15 protein-coding genes are annotated in these 15,978 nt (G+C 64.8%); 5 read left to right on the top strand and 10 right to left on the bottom strand.

Annotated features, from left to right (window positions below):
• Nucleotides 1-8 precede the first annotated feature (8 nt).
• From CEQ44_RS01560 to CEQ44_RS01545, 4 genes are read left to right on the top strand one after another with little or no spacing between them, the layout of a single operon-like run.
• Nucleotides 9-1,484 (top strand): aldehyde dehydrogenase family protein, encoded by a 1,476-nt coding sequence (locus CEQ44_RS01560; RefSeq protein WP_088183491.1) that lies wholly within the window; start codon nucleotides 9-11, stop codon nucleotides 1,482-1,484.
• A gap of 21 nt (nucleotides 1,485-1,505) precedes the next feature.
• Nucleotides 1,506-1,940 (top strand): VOC family protein, encoded by a 435-nt coding sequence (locus CEQ44_RS01555; protein ID WP_144036350.1) that lies wholly within the window; start codon nucleotides 1,506-1,508, stop codon nucleotides 1,938-1,940.
• Entirely contained in the window at nucleotides 1,933-3,201 is a 1,269-nt protein-coding gene (locus CEQ44_RS01550) for a cytochrome P450 (protein ID WP_254913947.1), read from the top strand. The genes CEQ44_RS01555 and CEQ44_RS01550 overlap by 8 nt, the downstream gene beginning before the upstream one ends.
• Before the next feature lie 25 nt (nucleotides 3,202-3,226).
• Nucleotides 3,227-3,973, top strand: coding sequence for an SDR family oxidoreductase (locus tag CEQ44_RS01545; protein WP_088183493.1), 747 nt, complete (start codon nucleotides 3,227-3,229; stop codon nucleotides 3,971-3,973).
• A 53-nt stretch (nucleotides 3,974-4,026) separates the two neighbouring features.
• Here CEQ44_RS01545 and CEQ44_RS01540 read toward each other — a convergent pair whose 3' ends face one another.
• Nucleotides 4,027-4,443 (bottom strand): Zn-ribbon domain-containing OB-fold protein, encoded by a 417-nt coding sequence (locus tag CEQ44_RS01540; RefSeq protein ID WP_217895000.1) that lies wholly within the window; start codon nucleotides 4,441-4,443, stop codon nucleotides 4,027-4,029.
• A gap of 85 nt (nucleotides 4,444-4,528) precedes the next feature.
• On the opposite strand from CEQ44_RS01540, the gene CEQ44_RS01535 reads away from it, so the two are divergent.
• Nucleotides 4,529-5,701 (top strand): thiolase family protein, encoded by a 1,173-nt coding sequence (locus tag CEQ44_RS01535; RefSeq protein WP_088190027.1) that lies wholly within the window; start codon nucleotides 4,529-4,531, stop codon nucleotides 5,699-5,701.
• Between the two features lie 39 nt (nucleotides 5,702-5,740).
• Here the strand turns inward: CEQ44_RS01535 and CEQ44_RS01530 are convergent, their stop codons facing one another.
• The 9 genes from CEQ44_RS01530 to CEQ44_RS01490 form a co-directional block, all read right to left on the bottom strand.
• The gene (locus CEQ44_RS01530) at nucleotides 5,741-7,243 is read right to left on the bottom strand and encodes a class I adenylate-forming enzyme family protein (RefSeq protein WP_088183494.1); all 1,503 of its coding nucleotides are present in this window, start codon (nucleotides 7,241-7,243) and stop codon (nucleotides 5,741-5,743) included.
• An 18-nt stretch (nucleotides 7,244-7,261) separates the two neighbouring features.
• A complete protein-coding gene (locus CEQ44_RS01525; protein ID WP_088183495.1) occupies nucleotides 7,262-7,570 on the bottom strand; it encodes a hypothetical protein in 309 nt (102 codons plus the stop codon).
• 23 nt (nucleotides 7,571-7,593) lie between these two features.
• Nucleotides 7,594-8,823, bottom strand: coding sequence for a CaiB/BaiF CoA-transferase family protein (locus tag CEQ44_RS01520; protein WP_088183496.1), 1,230 nt, complete (start codon nucleotides 8,821-8,823; stop codon nucleotides 7,594-7,596).
• A gap of 228 nt (nucleotides 8,824-9,051) precedes the next feature.
• Nucleotides 9,052-10,422 carry a phosphotransferase family protein gene (locus CEQ44_RS01515; protein WP_176400273.1) on the bottom strand — a complete coding sequence of 457 codons (1,371 nt, stop codon included), beginning with the start codon at nucleotides 10,420-10,422 and terminating at the stop codon, nucleotides 9,052-9,054.
• A complete protein-coding gene (locus CEQ44_RS01510; RefSeq protein WP_088183498.1) occupies nucleotides 10,419-11,474 on the bottom strand; it encodes a hypothetical protein in 1,056 nt (351 codons plus the stop codon). Before CEQ44_RS01510 ends, CEQ44_RS01515 begins: the two co-directional genes overlap by 4 nt.
• A gap of 82 nt (nucleotides 11,475-11,556) precedes the next feature.
• Nucleotides 11,557-12,414: an SDR family NAD(P)-dependent oxidoreductase gene (locus CEQ44_RS01505; protein WP_088183499.1), complete on the bottom strand. Its 858-nt coding sequence runs from the start codon at nucleotides 12,412-12,414 to the stop codon at nucleotides 11,557-11,559.
• A 69-nt stretch (nucleotides 12,415-12,483) separates the two neighbouring features.
• The gene (locus CEQ44_RS01500; RefSeq protein WP_088183500.1) at nucleotides 12,484-13,878 is read right to left on the bottom strand and encodes an amidohydrolase family protein; all 1,395 of its coding nucleotides are present in this window, start codon (nucleotides 13,876-13,878) and stop codon (nucleotides 12,484-12,486) included.
• Nucleotides 13,875-14,903 (bottom strand): CoA transferase, encoded by a 1,029-nt coding sequence (locus CEQ44_RS01495; protein WP_088183501.1) that lies wholly within the window; start codon nucleotides 14,901-14,903, stop codon nucleotides 13,875-13,877. Before CEQ44_RS01495 ends, CEQ44_RS01500 begins: the two co-directional genes overlap by 4 nt.
• The gene (locus CEQ44_RS01490) at nucleotides 14,876-15,886 is read right to left on the bottom strand and encodes an enoyl-CoA hydratase/isomerase family protein (protein ID WP_176400275.1); all 1,011 of its coding nucleotides are present in this window, start codon (nucleotides 15,884-15,886) and stop codon (nucleotides 14,876-14,878) included. The genes CEQ44_RS01495 and CEQ44_RS01490 overlap by 28 nt, the downstream gene beginning before the upstream one ends.
• Between the last annotated feature and the right edge of the window lie 92 nt (nucleotides 15,887-15,978).

The raw sequence follows: 15,978 nt of genomic DNA, 5'->3' as shown, positions 1-15,978 counted from the left end.
GACATCGGATGACTATGCTGAAGACCAGGAACGCGCTGTATATCAACGGCGAATGGATGACGACCGACCAGTTGGAAACGATCATCAACCCCGCGACCGAAGACAGTATCGGCGAAGCGCCGGTCGGCACGGCGGATCATGTCGAAGCGGCGATCGCGGCGGCCCATGACGCATTCCACAAAGGCCCCTGGCCGCGCCTGTCGCAACGCGAACGCCAGGCGAAGATGAGCGAATTTCTGGACGCCATCGAACGTCGCGCGCAGGAGATCATTGCCCTGATCGTCGCCGAAGCCGGGTCGACCCAGATGCTCGCGCAGTTCCTGCAATATGGCATACCGATGCAGCACGCCCGCGCCGCGATCGAGTTGTCGGGCCGCCCTGCGATCACCCCGCTGCCCGTCGAAACCGCCCCCAATGCGCAGGGCACGACGACGCTGGGCGCGGGTGTCATGGTGCGCGATCCGGTCGGCGTCGTGTCCGCGATAACGCCCTATAATTTCCCCTTCTTCCTTAATGTCGGCAAGGTCGTACCGGCCTTGTTGATGGGCAATACCGTCATCCTCAAGCCATCGCCCTACACCCCGTTCGAAGCGCTGATCCTGGGCGAGATCGCTGAAGAGGTCGGCCTGCCCAAGGGCGTGCTGAACATCGTCACCGGGGACATTGCGGCGGGCGAGGCGCTGACCACCGACAAGCGGATCGATCTGGTCAGCTTCACCGGGTCGGACAAGGTCGGATCGCTGATCCAAGCCCAGTCGGCACCGACGCTCAAGCGGCTGGTAATGGAACTGGGCGGCAAGTCCGCGCTGATCGTGCGCCCCGACGCGGATCTTCAGGGCGCGGCGATGAACGGGTTGATGGGCTTCACCATCCATTGCGGCCAGGGCTGCGCGTTACTGACCCGGCATCTGGTCCATGTTTCCGTCAAGGACGCCTATGTCGAAACATTGAAGGCGATGGTCGGCCATGTGAAGGTCGGCGATCCAGCCGATCCGGCCAGCACCATGGGTCCGCTGATCCGCGAGGTGGCGCGCACCCGCACGCAAAATTATGTCGACATCGCCCTGTCGCAAGGGGCCAGGCTCGTGACTGGGGGCAAGCGGCCCGCAGGCCTCGACAAGGGCTTCTTTTACGAACCGACGCTGTTCACGGATGTCGAAAATCATCACCGCATCGCGCAGGAGGAAGTGTTCGGCCCGATCGGCGTCGTCATCGGTTATGAAACGGACGACGAAGCGGTCGCGATCGCCAACGACAGCGATTTTGGCCTGTCGGGCGCGGTCTTTTCCGCCGATGTCGGCAAGGCTTATGAAATGGCGCTGCAACTGCGCACCGGCGGCGTCGCGATCAATGGCGGCGGTGGCAAGATGTCCAGCCACGCGCCGTTCGGCGGCATCAAGCGGTCGGGCTATGGCCGCGAATATGGCCATGAGGGCATCAACGAATTCACCAACATAAAGACGATCAGCTTCAAGGGAGGGTGAGCCATGCAACCGCGCGTCAACATGATTATGACTGCGGCGCAGAATGTACCTGCGCTGCGTCAATTCTATGAACAGGGGCTGGGATGGACCGCCTGGGGTCCGGCGTCCAACATGTCTGTCCTCTACAAGGTCGGGACTTCGATCCTCGTCTTCCTGAACGCCGATTATCAGGCGCAGGAAAGCGGCCTGCTAAAAGCGGACGGCGTCAAGTCGATCTGGGCGATCTTTGTCGAATCCAAAGCGGCGGTGGACCGCGATTTCCAGCAGGCGATCGACGCCGGCGCCACCGTCACCAGCCCCGTGCGCGATCGCGATATGGGCCTTTATTCCGGCTATTTCGCCCGAAGGCAATGGCTGGGAAGTCGTATGGAGCCCCCACATGCCGATCGGCGCCGATGGCGGCCTGACGCTGCCGGGCCAATGAGCGTTTTTGCAAAGGAATCCCATCATGGCTGAACTGGCCGACATCATGCTGAGCCAACCGCCCGAAGAACCTGTGCGGATCGACGTGCCAGCACCCGATCATGTGCCGCGCGACCTGATCTACGATCTGCGCGCCTATCAGGGCCAATTGCCCAATAGTTGCCCCGAACCCTATGCCCATACCGAAAGATTGCGGGCGGCGGACATCCCGCCGGTCATGTGGTCGCCCTTCCCCGCAACCTGGATCACCAGCGGCTATTGGGTGCTGACCCAATATAAGGATTGCGCGAAAGTCTATCAGGACAGCGCGACCTATGGATCGCACGGTCAGGCGGATTTTCAGAAGCTGCTGGGCGAAACCTTCAAATGCATTCCGCTGTCCTTCGACGGCGCGGAGCATATGTCCTATCGTCGCTTCCTCAATCCCTGGTTCACGGTCAAGGCGGTTGCCGAGATGGACGCCGACATCCGCGCGCTGTGCGACGAGATGATCGATACATTCCTGGCCCAGGGCAGCGGTGATTTTGCCTATGATTTCGCCCGCGTCTTTCCGGTCAAAGTGTTCTTCAACCTGATGGGCTTCCCCCATGCGGTACTCGAAGAATTTCTCGCCTGGGAATATGACATCCTCCATTCGCGCGATTTCGCCAAAATGGGCGCGGCGGTCGCAGCCGTGTTGGCGTGGCTGCGTGATTTCATCGCTCAGAAGGAATTGCAGCCTGACGACAGTCTGTCGTCCAAGATCGTCAATGGTCAGATCGACGGTCGCCCTCTCACCGCCGACGAAAAGATCGGCACCATGTTCTTCCTATGGCTGGGCGGGCTGGATACGGTCGCATCGACGCTGGGGCAGATGTTCCGTCGGCTGGCGCTCGACCATGCGCTCCAGCAGCGGCTGCGCGACAATCCCGCACTGATCCCCGGCGCGATCGAGGAATTTCTGCGTGTGCAGCCGCTGGTCTTCTCGTTTCGCCAGCTCAAGAAGGACCAGACCCTGCACGGCGTCGCGATGAAGGAAGGCGACTGGGTGCAGGCGCTGACGTCGGTGGCCAACTTCGATCCCGGTGCGTTCCAATGCCCGCGCGACTTCGATCCCGAGCGCAAGGCGAACCGGCATTTCACGCTGGCGAGCGGCGCGCACCTGTGCATGGGCGCCCATCTGGCGCGGCAGGAAATGAAGATCGCGCTGGAGCATTGGCTGGCGCGCGTACCGATGTTCAGCATTGCCGAGGGCGACAAACAGGAAGTGCTGCCGGGCTTGCTCTCAGTCTCACACCTGCAACTGACCTGGTAACCGACAAGTCGAAATAGGAGAATATATGCGTTTTGCAAACAAGGTCGCCGTCGTCACCGGCGCGGGCCAGGGTATCGGCGAAACTTACGCCAGGCGACTTGCCGCCGAAGGGGCGAAGGTCGTCATCGCCGAACTGAACGAGGAACAGGGCCAGCGCGTAGCAAGCGAGATCGGTGAGGCCGCGATCTTCGTGAAGACCGACGTGTCCGATCCAGCTTCCTGCCAGGCGCTGGCGGATGCGGCCAAGGCTGCGTTCGGCGGGGTCGACTATCTGGTCAACAACGCCGCAATCTTTGCCGGGATGCGCTACGAACCGCTGATGAGCGTCGATATCGACTATTATATGAAGTTCATGGCAGTGAACCTGCACGGCGCATTGTTCGTCACCCGCGCCATCGTCCCGCTGATCGAGGCGCGCGGCGGCGGCGCCATCGTAAACCAGTCTTCCACCGCCGCTTATCTCTCCGGGCCGGTCGGCGCCTATTATGGCATATCTAAGCTGGGCACCAACGGCCTGACCATGAGCCTGGCGGCCGAGCTTGGCCCCAAGAAAATCCGCGTGAACGGGGTCGCGCCGGGGCCGACGATGACGGGCGCCATGCAACAGGTCGATGAAAAGGTGATCGCTGGGATCGTCGGCCAGATGCCGCTGGGCCGCATCGGCGAGACTGACGAACAGGCCAACGCAGTGCTGTTCCTGCTGTCGGACGAAGCGTCCTTCATCACCGGCCAGACGCTCTGCGTCGATGGCGGCATGATCCGCAAGCCGTAAGCCGCCGCCGGGCAAAGGGGGGCGTGCCGATTGCAGCGCCCCCCGTTCGTGCGTTACGCCGGCACGAACACCGGCACGAACAGGCCTCCCTGCGCCTCGAACCGGACTTGAACCGCCATGCCGATTGTCACGTCCTGCGGGTCGCAATCCACGATATTGGTGGCGATCCGCAAATCCTCCTGCTCGTCCAGCTGGACGATGGCGATCACATAGGGCGGCTGGACTGCGGGATTATAGGCCTGATGGTTGACGGTATAGGTAAACACCGTTCCACGCCCGCTGACCGGCACGCTTTCCAGCAGCGGATCATCGTCGGCCACGGGCCAGAAGGGGTGGATGAAACGCCCCGTCTCGCGATGGCGCAGCAGATGGAGTGCGCCATCCTGCCCGCCGGTCCAGAAACTGCGATAGGTCTGCGGCAACATGCCCAGCATCCGCGGCGCCGGTTCGGCGACCTGTAACTGACTCATTGTCATTTCTCCCGTGACAAGGCCGCGACCCTAGCTCTAGGAGAGAGTTTGTCCAGTAGACGCAACGAGAAAAGGAGAGACGATAATGCCGAACAGGAAGGCCGTGATTTCCGGCATCGGTATTTCCGACATTGGCCGCAAGACCGCCAACAGCGATCTTGACCTCACGCTCCAGTCCAGCCGCATGGCGATCGCCGATGCCGGCCTCATTCCCGCCGATCTGGACGGCGTTGCGACGCTGGGCGACACGCCACGCGCATCAGCCTGCGCGGCGCTGGGCATCGACCCGCCCTATGCTGGAGAGGGCTATGATCGCGGCGGTCTGCTTTCCTATGTCATGGCGGCGGCCGAGGCGGTAGAGGCGGGGCTGGCGCGCCATGTGCTGGTCTATCGCACGGTCAAGATGATGGGCGGCAACCTGTTGGAAAACGACAAGACCGGCCTGTTCGGCGGCGGCCCTGCCGTATCGGCGGCGCAGGTGCAGATGCCCCATGGCATGGCCGACGCCCCGCAACTGATCGCCTATCATGCCTATGCCGCCACCAACTGGCTCAGCATGCATTGCCGACGCCATATGGAACTGTACGGCACGACAAAGGAGCAGCTCGGCTGGCTTGCGGTCAATAGTCGCAGCTACGCCGCGCTCAATCCCAAGGCGGTCTTTCGCGATCCCTTCACGCTCGACGATTATATGAATGCGCGGATGATCTCGACCCCGTTCGGCCTGCTCGACTGCGACATTCCGATCGACGGGTCCATCGCCATCATCGTCTCCCACCCTGACTATGCGGCGGAATGTCCCCAGCCGCCGATCCGCATCGAAGCCTTTGGCGGCAGCGCGGGCCAAGGCGCCTGGACGATGCGGCCCGATTATCCCAAAATGGCGTCGGTCGATGCAGCGGCGGAAATGTGGAGCAAGACCGCGCTGCGCCCGTCCGACATCGACATTGCCCAACTCTATGACGGTTTCACCTTCCTGACCTTCGCCTGGCTGGAAGCATTGGGCATCTGCAAGGATGGCGAGGCCGGACCCTTTGTGGAGGGGGCGAGCCGGATCGCGCTGGATGGCGCCATGCCGCTCAACACCTATGGAGGGCAACTGTCGGCAGGGCGGATGCATGGCTATTGGATATTGCACGAGGCCTGCGTGCAGCTGCGGCGGCAGGGCGGCGCGCGGCAGGTGGCCAAGCCGATGCACGTGGCGGTCGTCGCCAATGGCGGCGGGCCGATCGCAGGATGCCTGCTGCTGACCACATGAGGATGGTCGGGCGGGCGCGACGGCCCGCCCGACCATCGGTCAGACCTTGGCGGAGGCCTTCGACAGTTGCGCCTTCAGCACGCGACGCAGCAGCTTGCCGGTGTCATTATAGGGCAGTTCGGCACGAAATTCCCAACTTTCCGGCGTCTTGGTGGACCGCAATTGCGCCTTCACCCAATCGGCCAATTGCTGGACGGTCGGTGCCGGATCGTGCGGCACGATCACCGCCGCCACCCGCTCGCCCCATTGGTCGTCGGGCAGCCCCAATACCGCCACGTCGGCGACGCCGGGATGCTGGCGCAGCACATCCTCGATCTCGCCGGGCGAGATATTCTCGCCACCGCGCACGATGACATCGTCCAGTCGCCCTTCGACATAGAGATAGCCCGCGTCGTCCAGCCAGCCCGCATCATTGGTGGCGAACCAGCCATCGGCGCTCAGCACGCTCTTATGGGTATATTCGCCTGCCACTTGCTCGCCGCGCACATGGATTTCGCCGGACTCGCCCGCCGCCACGATCCGCCCTTCGGGGCAGCGTATCTCCAACTCCAGCGTGGGCAGCGGCCGTCCGACCGACCCCAGCCGCCGACGCACCACCGGATCGTCCGATCCGATCGCATCGCGATGGTCCTGCGGACCCAGCACGGCAATGGTCGAACTGGTTTCGGTCAAGCCATAGGCGTTGACATAATCGACATGGGGCATGTGCGCCAGCGCACGTTCGATCACTGGCTGCGGCATACGGCCGCCGCCATAGGACAGCGCCCGTAATTCCGGCAGATTTTCCCCGCGCGCGTCCAGCACGTCCAGAATGCGCCCCAGCATCGTCGGCACGACCATGGCGTGCGTCACCTTTTCGGCCTGCACCCGATCGACCCAGCGTTCGGGCGTGAAGGCGTCCAGATAGACCAGCCGGCGGCCATTATAGATGTTGGTCAGGATCGCCGATATGCCCGCAATATGATAGGGCGGCACGCTGACGAGCGCGGCCTCGCCATCCTGCGCGCCCATGAATTCGACGGTCGAAATGACATAGGATGTCAGATTGGCATGACGCAGCACCGCGGCCTTGGGTTCGCCGGTCGTGCCGCTGGTGAACAGCAGGACCGCGATATCCTCGTCCGCATAGTCCAGATCGACCGCGCGCCAGACACGATCGATGCACAGCGCATCGAAATCGGTGCGAGCGACGAAGGTGACGCCATCCACATCCTGCACGCGCGGTAGCATGTCGGCGTCCACCACCGCGATCGACGGCGCGGTACGGGCCAGCAACTTGCAAAGGTCCGCATCGGACAGGCGGTAGTTGATCGGCACGAAGGGCTTGCCCGCAAGGCCGCTGGCGAACAGCGCGACCGGCAGCGTCGGTCCGTTCAGGCCGATGAACACCAGCCGTGCGCCCGGTTGCGCGTTCGCCCAGGCAGCGCCGGCGCGCGCCCGCGCCAGCAATTCGCCATAATCCACACTCGCACCGCCACCCGAAAGGGCGATCCGTTCAGGAAAGCTGTCCGCGCCCATTTCGAGCAGAAGATGCGTCTGCATTGCCGCTGCTACTCCAGCTCAGTCAGAGGCCGGAAGCGCTTTGGCTTCCTTGATCGACAACGGCGTGCCATTGGCCGACAGCGATCCCTTGCCCGCCTTGCTGCCCAACACTTCGATACCGACGCCTTCGTCGAAATAGCGCTTGCCCACCGCCGTGCCGTTCGCGTGTTCGGGCGACAGCGACAATCCTTCGGGTGCCGCCCCATCCTTCGCGATCATCGGCGCGCCGCCGCATTCCAACACGACATCGCCCTTGGGCGGCCGTACCACGACGACTTCGGTATCGCATACCGCGCTCTTCCAGCGCGATCCCGGTTTCAACTGCATAAACCCTGCCTCCCAAGATGCGATCAGGCGATCGCGCCCTTGCTTTTCAATTCTTCGATACGATCCCAGTCGATGCCCATTTCCATCAGCACCAATTCGGTATGTTCGCTGGGTTCGGGCGAGCGCGTCGACTGGACGCCTGCCTTGTTGAACTGGACAGGATTGGCGACCAGCTTGATCGGCGGCCCGCCATCGGCGGATTCCACTTCAAAGATCAGGTCGTTGGCCAAAACCTGCTCGTCGGTCGCAACGTCCAGTACCGTCTGATAGGCGGCCCATTGCCCCTTCATCGTCTTCAGGCGCTCCAGCCAATATTTGAACGGATGCTGCTTGAAGGCTGCGCGTACCAGCGCCTGCGCATCGGCGGCATGGGCCATCAGTTCCACATCCGTCGTAAAGCGCGGGTCGCTCGCATGGTCGGCGATGTGCAGATGCTCGAACGTGTCCTGGATGAACGGGCCGGGTTTCAGCACGGTCAGGTTGATATGGCCGCCATCGGCCGTTTCAAACACGCCCACGAACGGATTGGTGCCCGCATCCTCGCAACCCGGCATGGCCGAACGGAAAGGCACCATGTTCAGTTCCATCGCCACATCGATGCTGCACGCCGTCGCCCAGATGCCCGACGACAGCAGCGACACATCCACCTCGGTTGCCTCGCCGGTCCGCTCGCGATGAAACAGCGCGGCCGCAATGCCACCCGCCAGGTTCATGCCGCCGATCGTGTCGCCATAGGCCGGTCCCGGCTGGAGCAGGGGTCCGCCCAATTCCGGCGGACTGACCAGCTTGGCCGATCCGCCCCGCGCCCAGAAGGCGGTCGAATCGAAGCCGCCCTTCTCCCGCTCTGGTCCCTTTTCGCCAAAGGCTGATCCACGCGCATAGATTATGTCGGGATTGGCGGCGCGGATATGGTCCAGGTCGATCTTCAGCTTCTGCCGCTGCTGGGGCAGATAATTGGTCAGGAAGACGTCGCAGCTCTTGGCCAGCTCATAAATCAACGCCTGCCCCTCCGGCGTCGATACGTCGATCCCGATCGAACGCTTACCGCGATTGGGGTGATGCATGAGCGTGCTGCGTTGCGGATTGATGGCCAGCTTTGCCAGCATCTGGATGCCCCGTTGCGCATCGCCCCGCACCGGATGCTCGATCTTGAGAACATCGGCGCCCCAGTCGGCCAGCACCGCGCCTGCGGCAGGCACATAGGTGAATTGCGCGACTTCCAGAACCCGCACGCCCTCCATCACCTTGGTCATCGCGCTTTCCTCACCGGCCTGTCAGGCATCATCCATCTCCCAATTGCGTCAAGCCCCCGTCATATGCAGGGTCAATAGCTGACAATATGTCAGTCTTTCTATCGCGCAAAGGGAAACATGTAAACCGCCGACGAAAAGTTGCGGGTCGAATGGCGGTCCGGGTCCGTATAGCTACGCTGGCGACCGCAAATCGTCGGAAAAACCGTTCGCTGCCGCCGCTCGTGCGTCCTATTCCAGCGGGGCGCAGCGGGTGGTGGCCAGGCCACCCATGGCGTCGGCCATCAACGCATTTTCGCGCGTTACGCGGGCATGGACCAACCCAACCGCGACCGCCCTGTCGATCGTCCCGGCCAGCACCGCGTCACGCAGCGCGTTGCGCCCCTGCGCCCGTGTGGTGAAGGATCGCCCCAGCGCGTGAGACAATTCGTCGCGCTCCGCCGCTTCATACCCCGCGCCATAGCGCGCATGGGCCTGCCACCATTTGACGAGTCGGGCCAAACCCTTCGCCTTGACCGAAGCCTGCTGGTCGGCGAGGCGTGGTACGATGATATCGCGCAGATCGTCGAGTGCGATGATGAAGGAGCGGTCGAGCGCACCGGGCGTGGCATCGGGCATCGCCACGTAGGGCAGGACGACGCCGCTCGCTTGCGCCAGCGCATCGGCCAGCACGCGACGATGGACCATGGAATAGACCATGTTCATGCCCAGGTTCGGCGGCGGTGGCGCATTGGGATCATCATGGTGCGCAAGGCTGGCGAAGCCGGTCTGGAACAGCAGACGCCAGTAGCGCACCCGGTCGAGATCGACCTTGTCCCCACCGGCCGCCTCATAAGCGGCAAAGGCCTCCGGCAACGGCACCAGCGGCTGGAACAGCCCGCGCAGGCACAGCATCGCCATGTCGGCCATCGGATCGCCGAAATGCACCAGTTCCCAATCGAGCAGCGCCGTCACCCGGTCACCCTCGAACATGAAATTGCCTGCTCCCCAGTCGCCATGCACCACGACCACATGATCCGGTTCAGGCGGCATGTTCGCCTCCAGCCAGTCGAGCGCCAGGTGGATCAGCGGATCGTCGCCATGCGCGCGGACATGCGCGCGGATCGTCCCGATGCGCGCCAGGATTTCGGCATGAACGCTGTGCACATCGCCCAGTCCGTCGACTGTCGCCACATCGATACCGTGCAGCGCCGCCAGTTGCGCCATCAGGTCTGCGGCGATGGCGGAGCGCAGAGCGGGATCGCGCACGGTGTGGAAATTGGCCTCACCAGCCACCTTTGCCGTCACCAGCGCCCGCATATCCGGCACCGAGGTGATGTAGGGCGCGGTCCGCACGCCTGCTTCGCGCAGCGGTCCGGACAAGGCACGCAATATACCCGCTTCGCGCAGGAACGCGGCGTCGTCGCCCGCTCCCGCTCGATCGACGTCATAATTCATATAGGCGTGGTGGACGGTTCCGTCGGGCCATTGCAACGACAGCTCCGCGCCGGAGCGGGAGGCGCCGCCACCGCCGCGCGGCACCACCTGCGTGATGACTGCGCCCGCCGCCTGCTCGACAGCATCGCCCAAACCCTGGGGCAGAAGCGCCTTGGGGTCGCTCACCGGGTAGTCCTCAACGCATTCAGCATCCGCGCGAAATGGTCGCCAACCCATACATCCTGATCCTCGCCCCAGCCGATCTTGCCGTCCATCTCCCACCGCATCAGCTGGTTGAGGCCATAGCCGCCCTCGCTCATGCGGCTGACGGACTGACCCTCCGCCTCCAGCCTGCGCCCGGTCGTATCGGTCAGATCGACCAGCATATGACTGTTCCAGCCCGCCACCGGATCGCGGAAATTGAGCATCCGCGACCCGGTCTTGTCGATTTCGCCGAACACCCCGTCCTTGAGCAACCAGCCGACATTCATCGGCGCCCAGCCCTTCGCATCGGCATCCTGCATCCGCACGAAGCCCAGGAAGCCGGTCTGGAAATCTAGGCTGTGCCCATAGATATAGTCGATCCGCCCGCGCCCCCGCTCCCGCTCGATCTGGCGCCAGAGCGGCCCGCCGGGATGTTTCACGCGCTGGCTGTCGTCGGCATGTTTCTTACGGCTGGTCTGGTACGGGCCGCCACGCGGCCCCCAGGTGCGGTCGCGCACGCCCACCCCGTCGATCGCGATCTTCTCGCCGCGCAGCGTCATCGTGCCCACGACATGGCCCAGCTGGTCATAATGGGGCGTCTGCATGAAGGGCGGCTCGCCTGGCTGGAAACGGTGCGGCGGGTGGACGCCGGTGTGGGTGAAATCGAGCGCGAAGCCGCGCTCCTTATCCTCGTAGGCCAGATGATATTGCATCCCCGGCTCCAGCATCTTGAGGCTGTAGCCGCCCTGCGGGAAAGTGATGTCGCGCAGGTCCGGCGCGTCCGGCATCGGCGCTTCCTCGACCTTCTTGTAATAAGCCAGCCGCCCCGGCTCGATCCCCTGATCGTCCCACACGAAGATGCGCCAGGTCACGGTCTTGCGATTGGGATAATAGGGCGTGTGGAGCCAGCAGGCGATCTTGCGTTCGGGGATATTGAACGACCACCAGTTGGTTTCCGTCTCGTAGGGATCGTCGGACAGTTGGTGATAACGATCATCGTCCGGCGTGAAGATCAGGTGCGGATCATCAGTCATCTCATTCTCCTTTATATCGAGGTGTGCGCTTGTCGATCAGCGCGTTCATCCCTGAGCGACAGTCGGCGGGCGCCTGATCGCGTCAGCCAAAATCCAGACCTTCCGCCAGCGTCCAATGGCCTTGCCTGGCCCGGTGCCAGCCCGATGCCGCCATCGTCCCGCCATCGACCGGCAGGGTGATGCCGGTGATATAGCTCGCCCGGTCCGAGCACAGGAATGCGACCGCATCGCCGCATTCCATGTCCACGCCTTCCCGGCCCAGGGGAATGGCGCGGTTCATCGCGTCCGCCGCTTCCGGGGTGGGCTGGAGCCAACTGGCCGGATCGACCGGACCGGCGCGATTGCCGCGATTGCCCGGCGTGACGCTGTGGTCGGGGGCGATGCAATTGACGCGGATGCCGTCGGCCGACAGTTCCAGCGCGATCGACTTGGCAAAGCTCTCCATCGCTGCCTTGCACGCGGCATAGACGGCAAAGCCGGGTGCGGCGCGCGCGCCCTCCATGCTGCTGACGCCAACGATCGCGCCGCCCTGCCCGCCGCGCCGCATGATGGGGATGACGGCATGGGTGGCGGCCAACATGCTGGTGAAATTAATGTCGATATGGCGCTGCCAGCTGCGTTGCGACTGATCGGCGAACATCCGGCGCGACACGCCGCCCGCATTGTTCACCAATATGTCGATCCGGCCGAATCGCGCATCGGCGGCGGCCACCAGCGCACGCACCTGATCGCCGTCCATCACGTCCATCGGGTAGGGCAGCGCGTCGCGCCCGGCCTCACGCACACGGGCCGCGGTTTCCTCGCAGCGTTCGGGAACGATGTCGCCGATCGCGACATGGGCGCCCGCCTGCGCCAGACGAATCCCGATCGCGCGGCCCAGCCCGCCACCGCCGCCGGTAACGACCGCCGTTTTGCCGCTCAGGTCGATAGATAAGGTCATCTCGCCTCTCCCGCCGATGCCATATTGTCGCGTCGAACGACCACCCCATGTCATCTTGACACTAGAGTGTCAAATATCACCGTAGCGGTAGATCATGGTTCCGTCTCGCCAGGTCGCCCTGACATGCGCCGATGACGGGGCGGCAAGCGCCCGATCCAGTGGCCGATCGAGCAGACAGAGGTCGGCAGGTCCGCCGACCGCGACGCGGCGCACCGGACCGCCCGGATCGTCGAGCGGCGACAGATAGCGGTCGAGCGCAGCGCGCGGCGTCAACCCCTCCAGCGCGCCGATCACAGCGCCAGAGGGCGCCCTACGGTCGATGCTCGTGGCCATGCCGATCCACGGGTCGAGCGGGCCATAGGGGGCATCGCTGCTACCGGCCACCCGGATGCCCGCATTCAGCAAGGATGCGGCCCGGTAGAGGTCTGGCCGATCCTGCGCCGCGACATCGCGCAGATAGCGGTCCCCCCGCGCGGCGATGAACCCCGCCTGGGTCACGACCCGCAGGCCTGCTTCACGGATCGCTGCAATGGCGTCGGGCGCAATCACGCTGCCATGTTCGATCCGGTCGCCATCCTGGCACCCCGCTTCGGTGAAGGCGGCCAGGGTGAAGGCCAATTCGGTCGCCGTGACGCAATGTACCGCCGCCGCACGGCCGCGATCATGGGCATCGGCGATGTTCGCCACCATAGCGTCGAAGGGTGGCAGCGCGCGCGTATCGATCAATAGCTTCACCGGCCCGACCGTGAAGGCACCGTCCGCAGGGGCCGTAAGCGGGCCGGCACTCATCAGCATCAGCCGCTGGGGCAGGGTGCCCGTTCGCACGGCTTCGGCCAGCAAGGCGGCCGATCGCGCATCATTGGAAACGCTCGCGTCGGCGAGCGCGGTGACGCCATAACGCGCCAGTTCCCGTCCCAGCGGTGCCAGGTCGGGCGGATCGGTCGCCATGCGCCCGCGCAGCCAGTCGTCGCCGCGCCAGATGCGACCCGTCGGCCGTCCCTTAGCATCGCGCTCGACGCTGGCGGGCCAGTCGCCTGCACCCAGACCGGCCAGCACGCGATCGAGCGCCGCGCCGTTCAACAGCCATAGCGCGCCCGTCTGGTCCTGCATCCGCAACGGCCGGTCGGGCACCATCACGTCCAGATCGTCGCGCGTCATCGCGTCGGCCAGCACCGCAGGACAACCCACCGCCCGAATCCAGCCTAGGCCCTCCACCGCCGCCAGCCGCGCGGCGATTGCGTCGATGTCTGCCACATCGTCGATAGCGACCGAGGCCCGCCGCGCCGCGGTGGCCAGGATGTGGAGATGATGGTCGGCCAAGCCTGGTATCAATGCCCCGCCCCGCCCCTCGACAATCGCTGCGTCCCCGCTCAGCCCCGGCCCAATCTGTACGATGCGACCACCGGCGATCCGCACATCGACGACATCGCCCTCAAGCTCGACCGATCGCAGCAGCATTGTCATGACCCCATGCGCGCAGCGCCGGCCGCGACCGACGCCATGGCTGCATCCACCAGCACGCCGCCGCCCGCCTGCATTGCTGGGATCGTTGCCAATGCCGCCGCCATGCCGGTCAGCGGATCGGCCAGCGCATCGCCCAGAAAATGCGGGGCGCCCTCGACCCAGCGGACCAAGCCGCCTGCGGCCGCCGCGTCGTCGCCAAAGGCCACCCGGCCCGCCCGTTCTCCAGTAAAGCCTTGGCCGGTGATCGCGACCCAAATGAGCCGGGGATTGGCGGTGAACAGCCTTGCAGGATCCAGCCCGAGGCTGCCGAAGGCGCGGGGTCGGGCGCTGGTGATGATGATGTCCGCATCACACGCCATGGCCCATAATCGCGCGCGCCCCGCTTCCGTCCCAAACGGCACGCGCAATTCCCTCTTGCCCTGGTTCAACCGCGCAAAGTGGCCCGGTGTCGTAACACGGGTGGGGTCGGGTCGCGCCTGATCCTCGATCCGCATCACCTGCGCGCCCATCGCCGCCAGGATCGCACCGCACAGCGGCCCCGCCCAAAGGCTCGACAGGTCGATCACCTGGGGCACCGGCGTCGTCAGGCCGCCCGCACCCATGGTGACAAGAGCAGGCGACAGACTGCCATCCTTCACCTCGCCCACTCCCGCAATCGGCAGACCCAGCAACGCGCCCATTTCGATCAGTTGCGCAACAGGCGTCACCGCCGCATGGCCGCAGGCCGCCTGCCATGGGTCATCGCGTGTTTCTGCGCCGATCCACGCAGGCACCAGTTCGACATCGCTCGGCCGCGCCAGATTGAGCGCGATCCAGCCATCAACGGCCGCCAGCATCCGGCAATGACCATTGGGCGATGCCGGCCCTGGCTGGCCCAAGGCGATGTCCCCGCTCCGGTCCAGCACCGCCTGCGGATCAAGCGATACACGTTGGCCAACAGCGGCTGTCGCCACTTCCAGCCGTTCTGCCAGCAAGACGGCCGCACGCTGCGCCGCGTTCATGCGGACATCTCTGCCAAACCCCATTGCACTGCCTCCGCCAACGCGATCCGCCGACCACTCAGCAGCATATAGTTGGCCCGATGCCGCCCGATGGCGCGCGCGAGCGAAACGGTGCCGCCCGCTCCGGGGATCAAGCCCATGCCCAGCTCCGGCAACTGGAAGAAGGCGCCGGGCCGGGCGATGCGGCGTGCGGCGGCGGCGGCGATCTCGATACCCGATCCGATGCAGGCGCCGTGCAATTCGACCCGCGCGCGCGATCCCAAGGCGTGCAGCCGCGCCGCACAGGATCGCAACGTGCGTATCGCATGGGCCTGCGCCATGTCGTGCGCGCTGCCGAATTCGGCCAGGTCGCCACCCGTGGAGAAACAGGCCCCCGCCGCGCGCAGCGTCATATCCGGCAGGCTCGGATCGTCCAGCACGGCGCACAGCGCCTCGTGCAGCGCATCCCGCATCGCCGCGCGCATCGCGTTGCGCGTGTCGGGCCGCGCCAGCGTGATCGTGACATGGTCGCCGGTGCGATCGACTCGGACCTGCTGGCCGCCGCCCTCCTCGCCAACCGCACGCACCCGCGCCCGACTGCGCCAGGCGCGAAATTCGTCACCGGCCAGAAGAGTGGAGTAGCCCAGCGACTCCATCGCCATTCCAAGGTCGAACGGCAGATGGTCGCAGGCGCGCGCAACATCGATCGCGATGCCCGCCGCCAGCGGCGCATGAGCGACGTGCGCCTCGATCCCCGCGATCCGATCGTCCAGCCGCGCCGCCGCTACGGCGACCCAGGGCGATGGCGGCGCCTTCGCGGTCGTCAGCAGCATATCGAAGGAGGCAGGGTCGAGCGGTGGACACGTCCCCGCACGGTCGATCCCCGCGACGATAGCCCGCGTGCCGCGCCTGTATCGGCGCGCCGCCCCCTCCGCATCGGTCGCTGCGCAATCGACCCACATGATCTGTCGATCACCCAGCGGGCCGAACGCTTCTGCGCCCAGATGATCGGCTAAATCAGTCTCCATGAGGCCGATCCTACGCATGGCTTGGCACGGGTGCCAGCATGATAGTATGGGGATCGACATGGCTGGACCGCCTTTGCACATTTGCATGCGGG

Origin of the sequence: Sphingobium sp. Z007, from assembly GCF_900013425.1 — a bacterium.
Lineage (GTDB): Bacteria > Pseudomonadota > Alphaproteobacteria > Sphingomonadales > Sphingomonadaceae > Sphingobium.
This window is presented reverse-complemented; position numbering and strand designations above follow the sequence as displayed.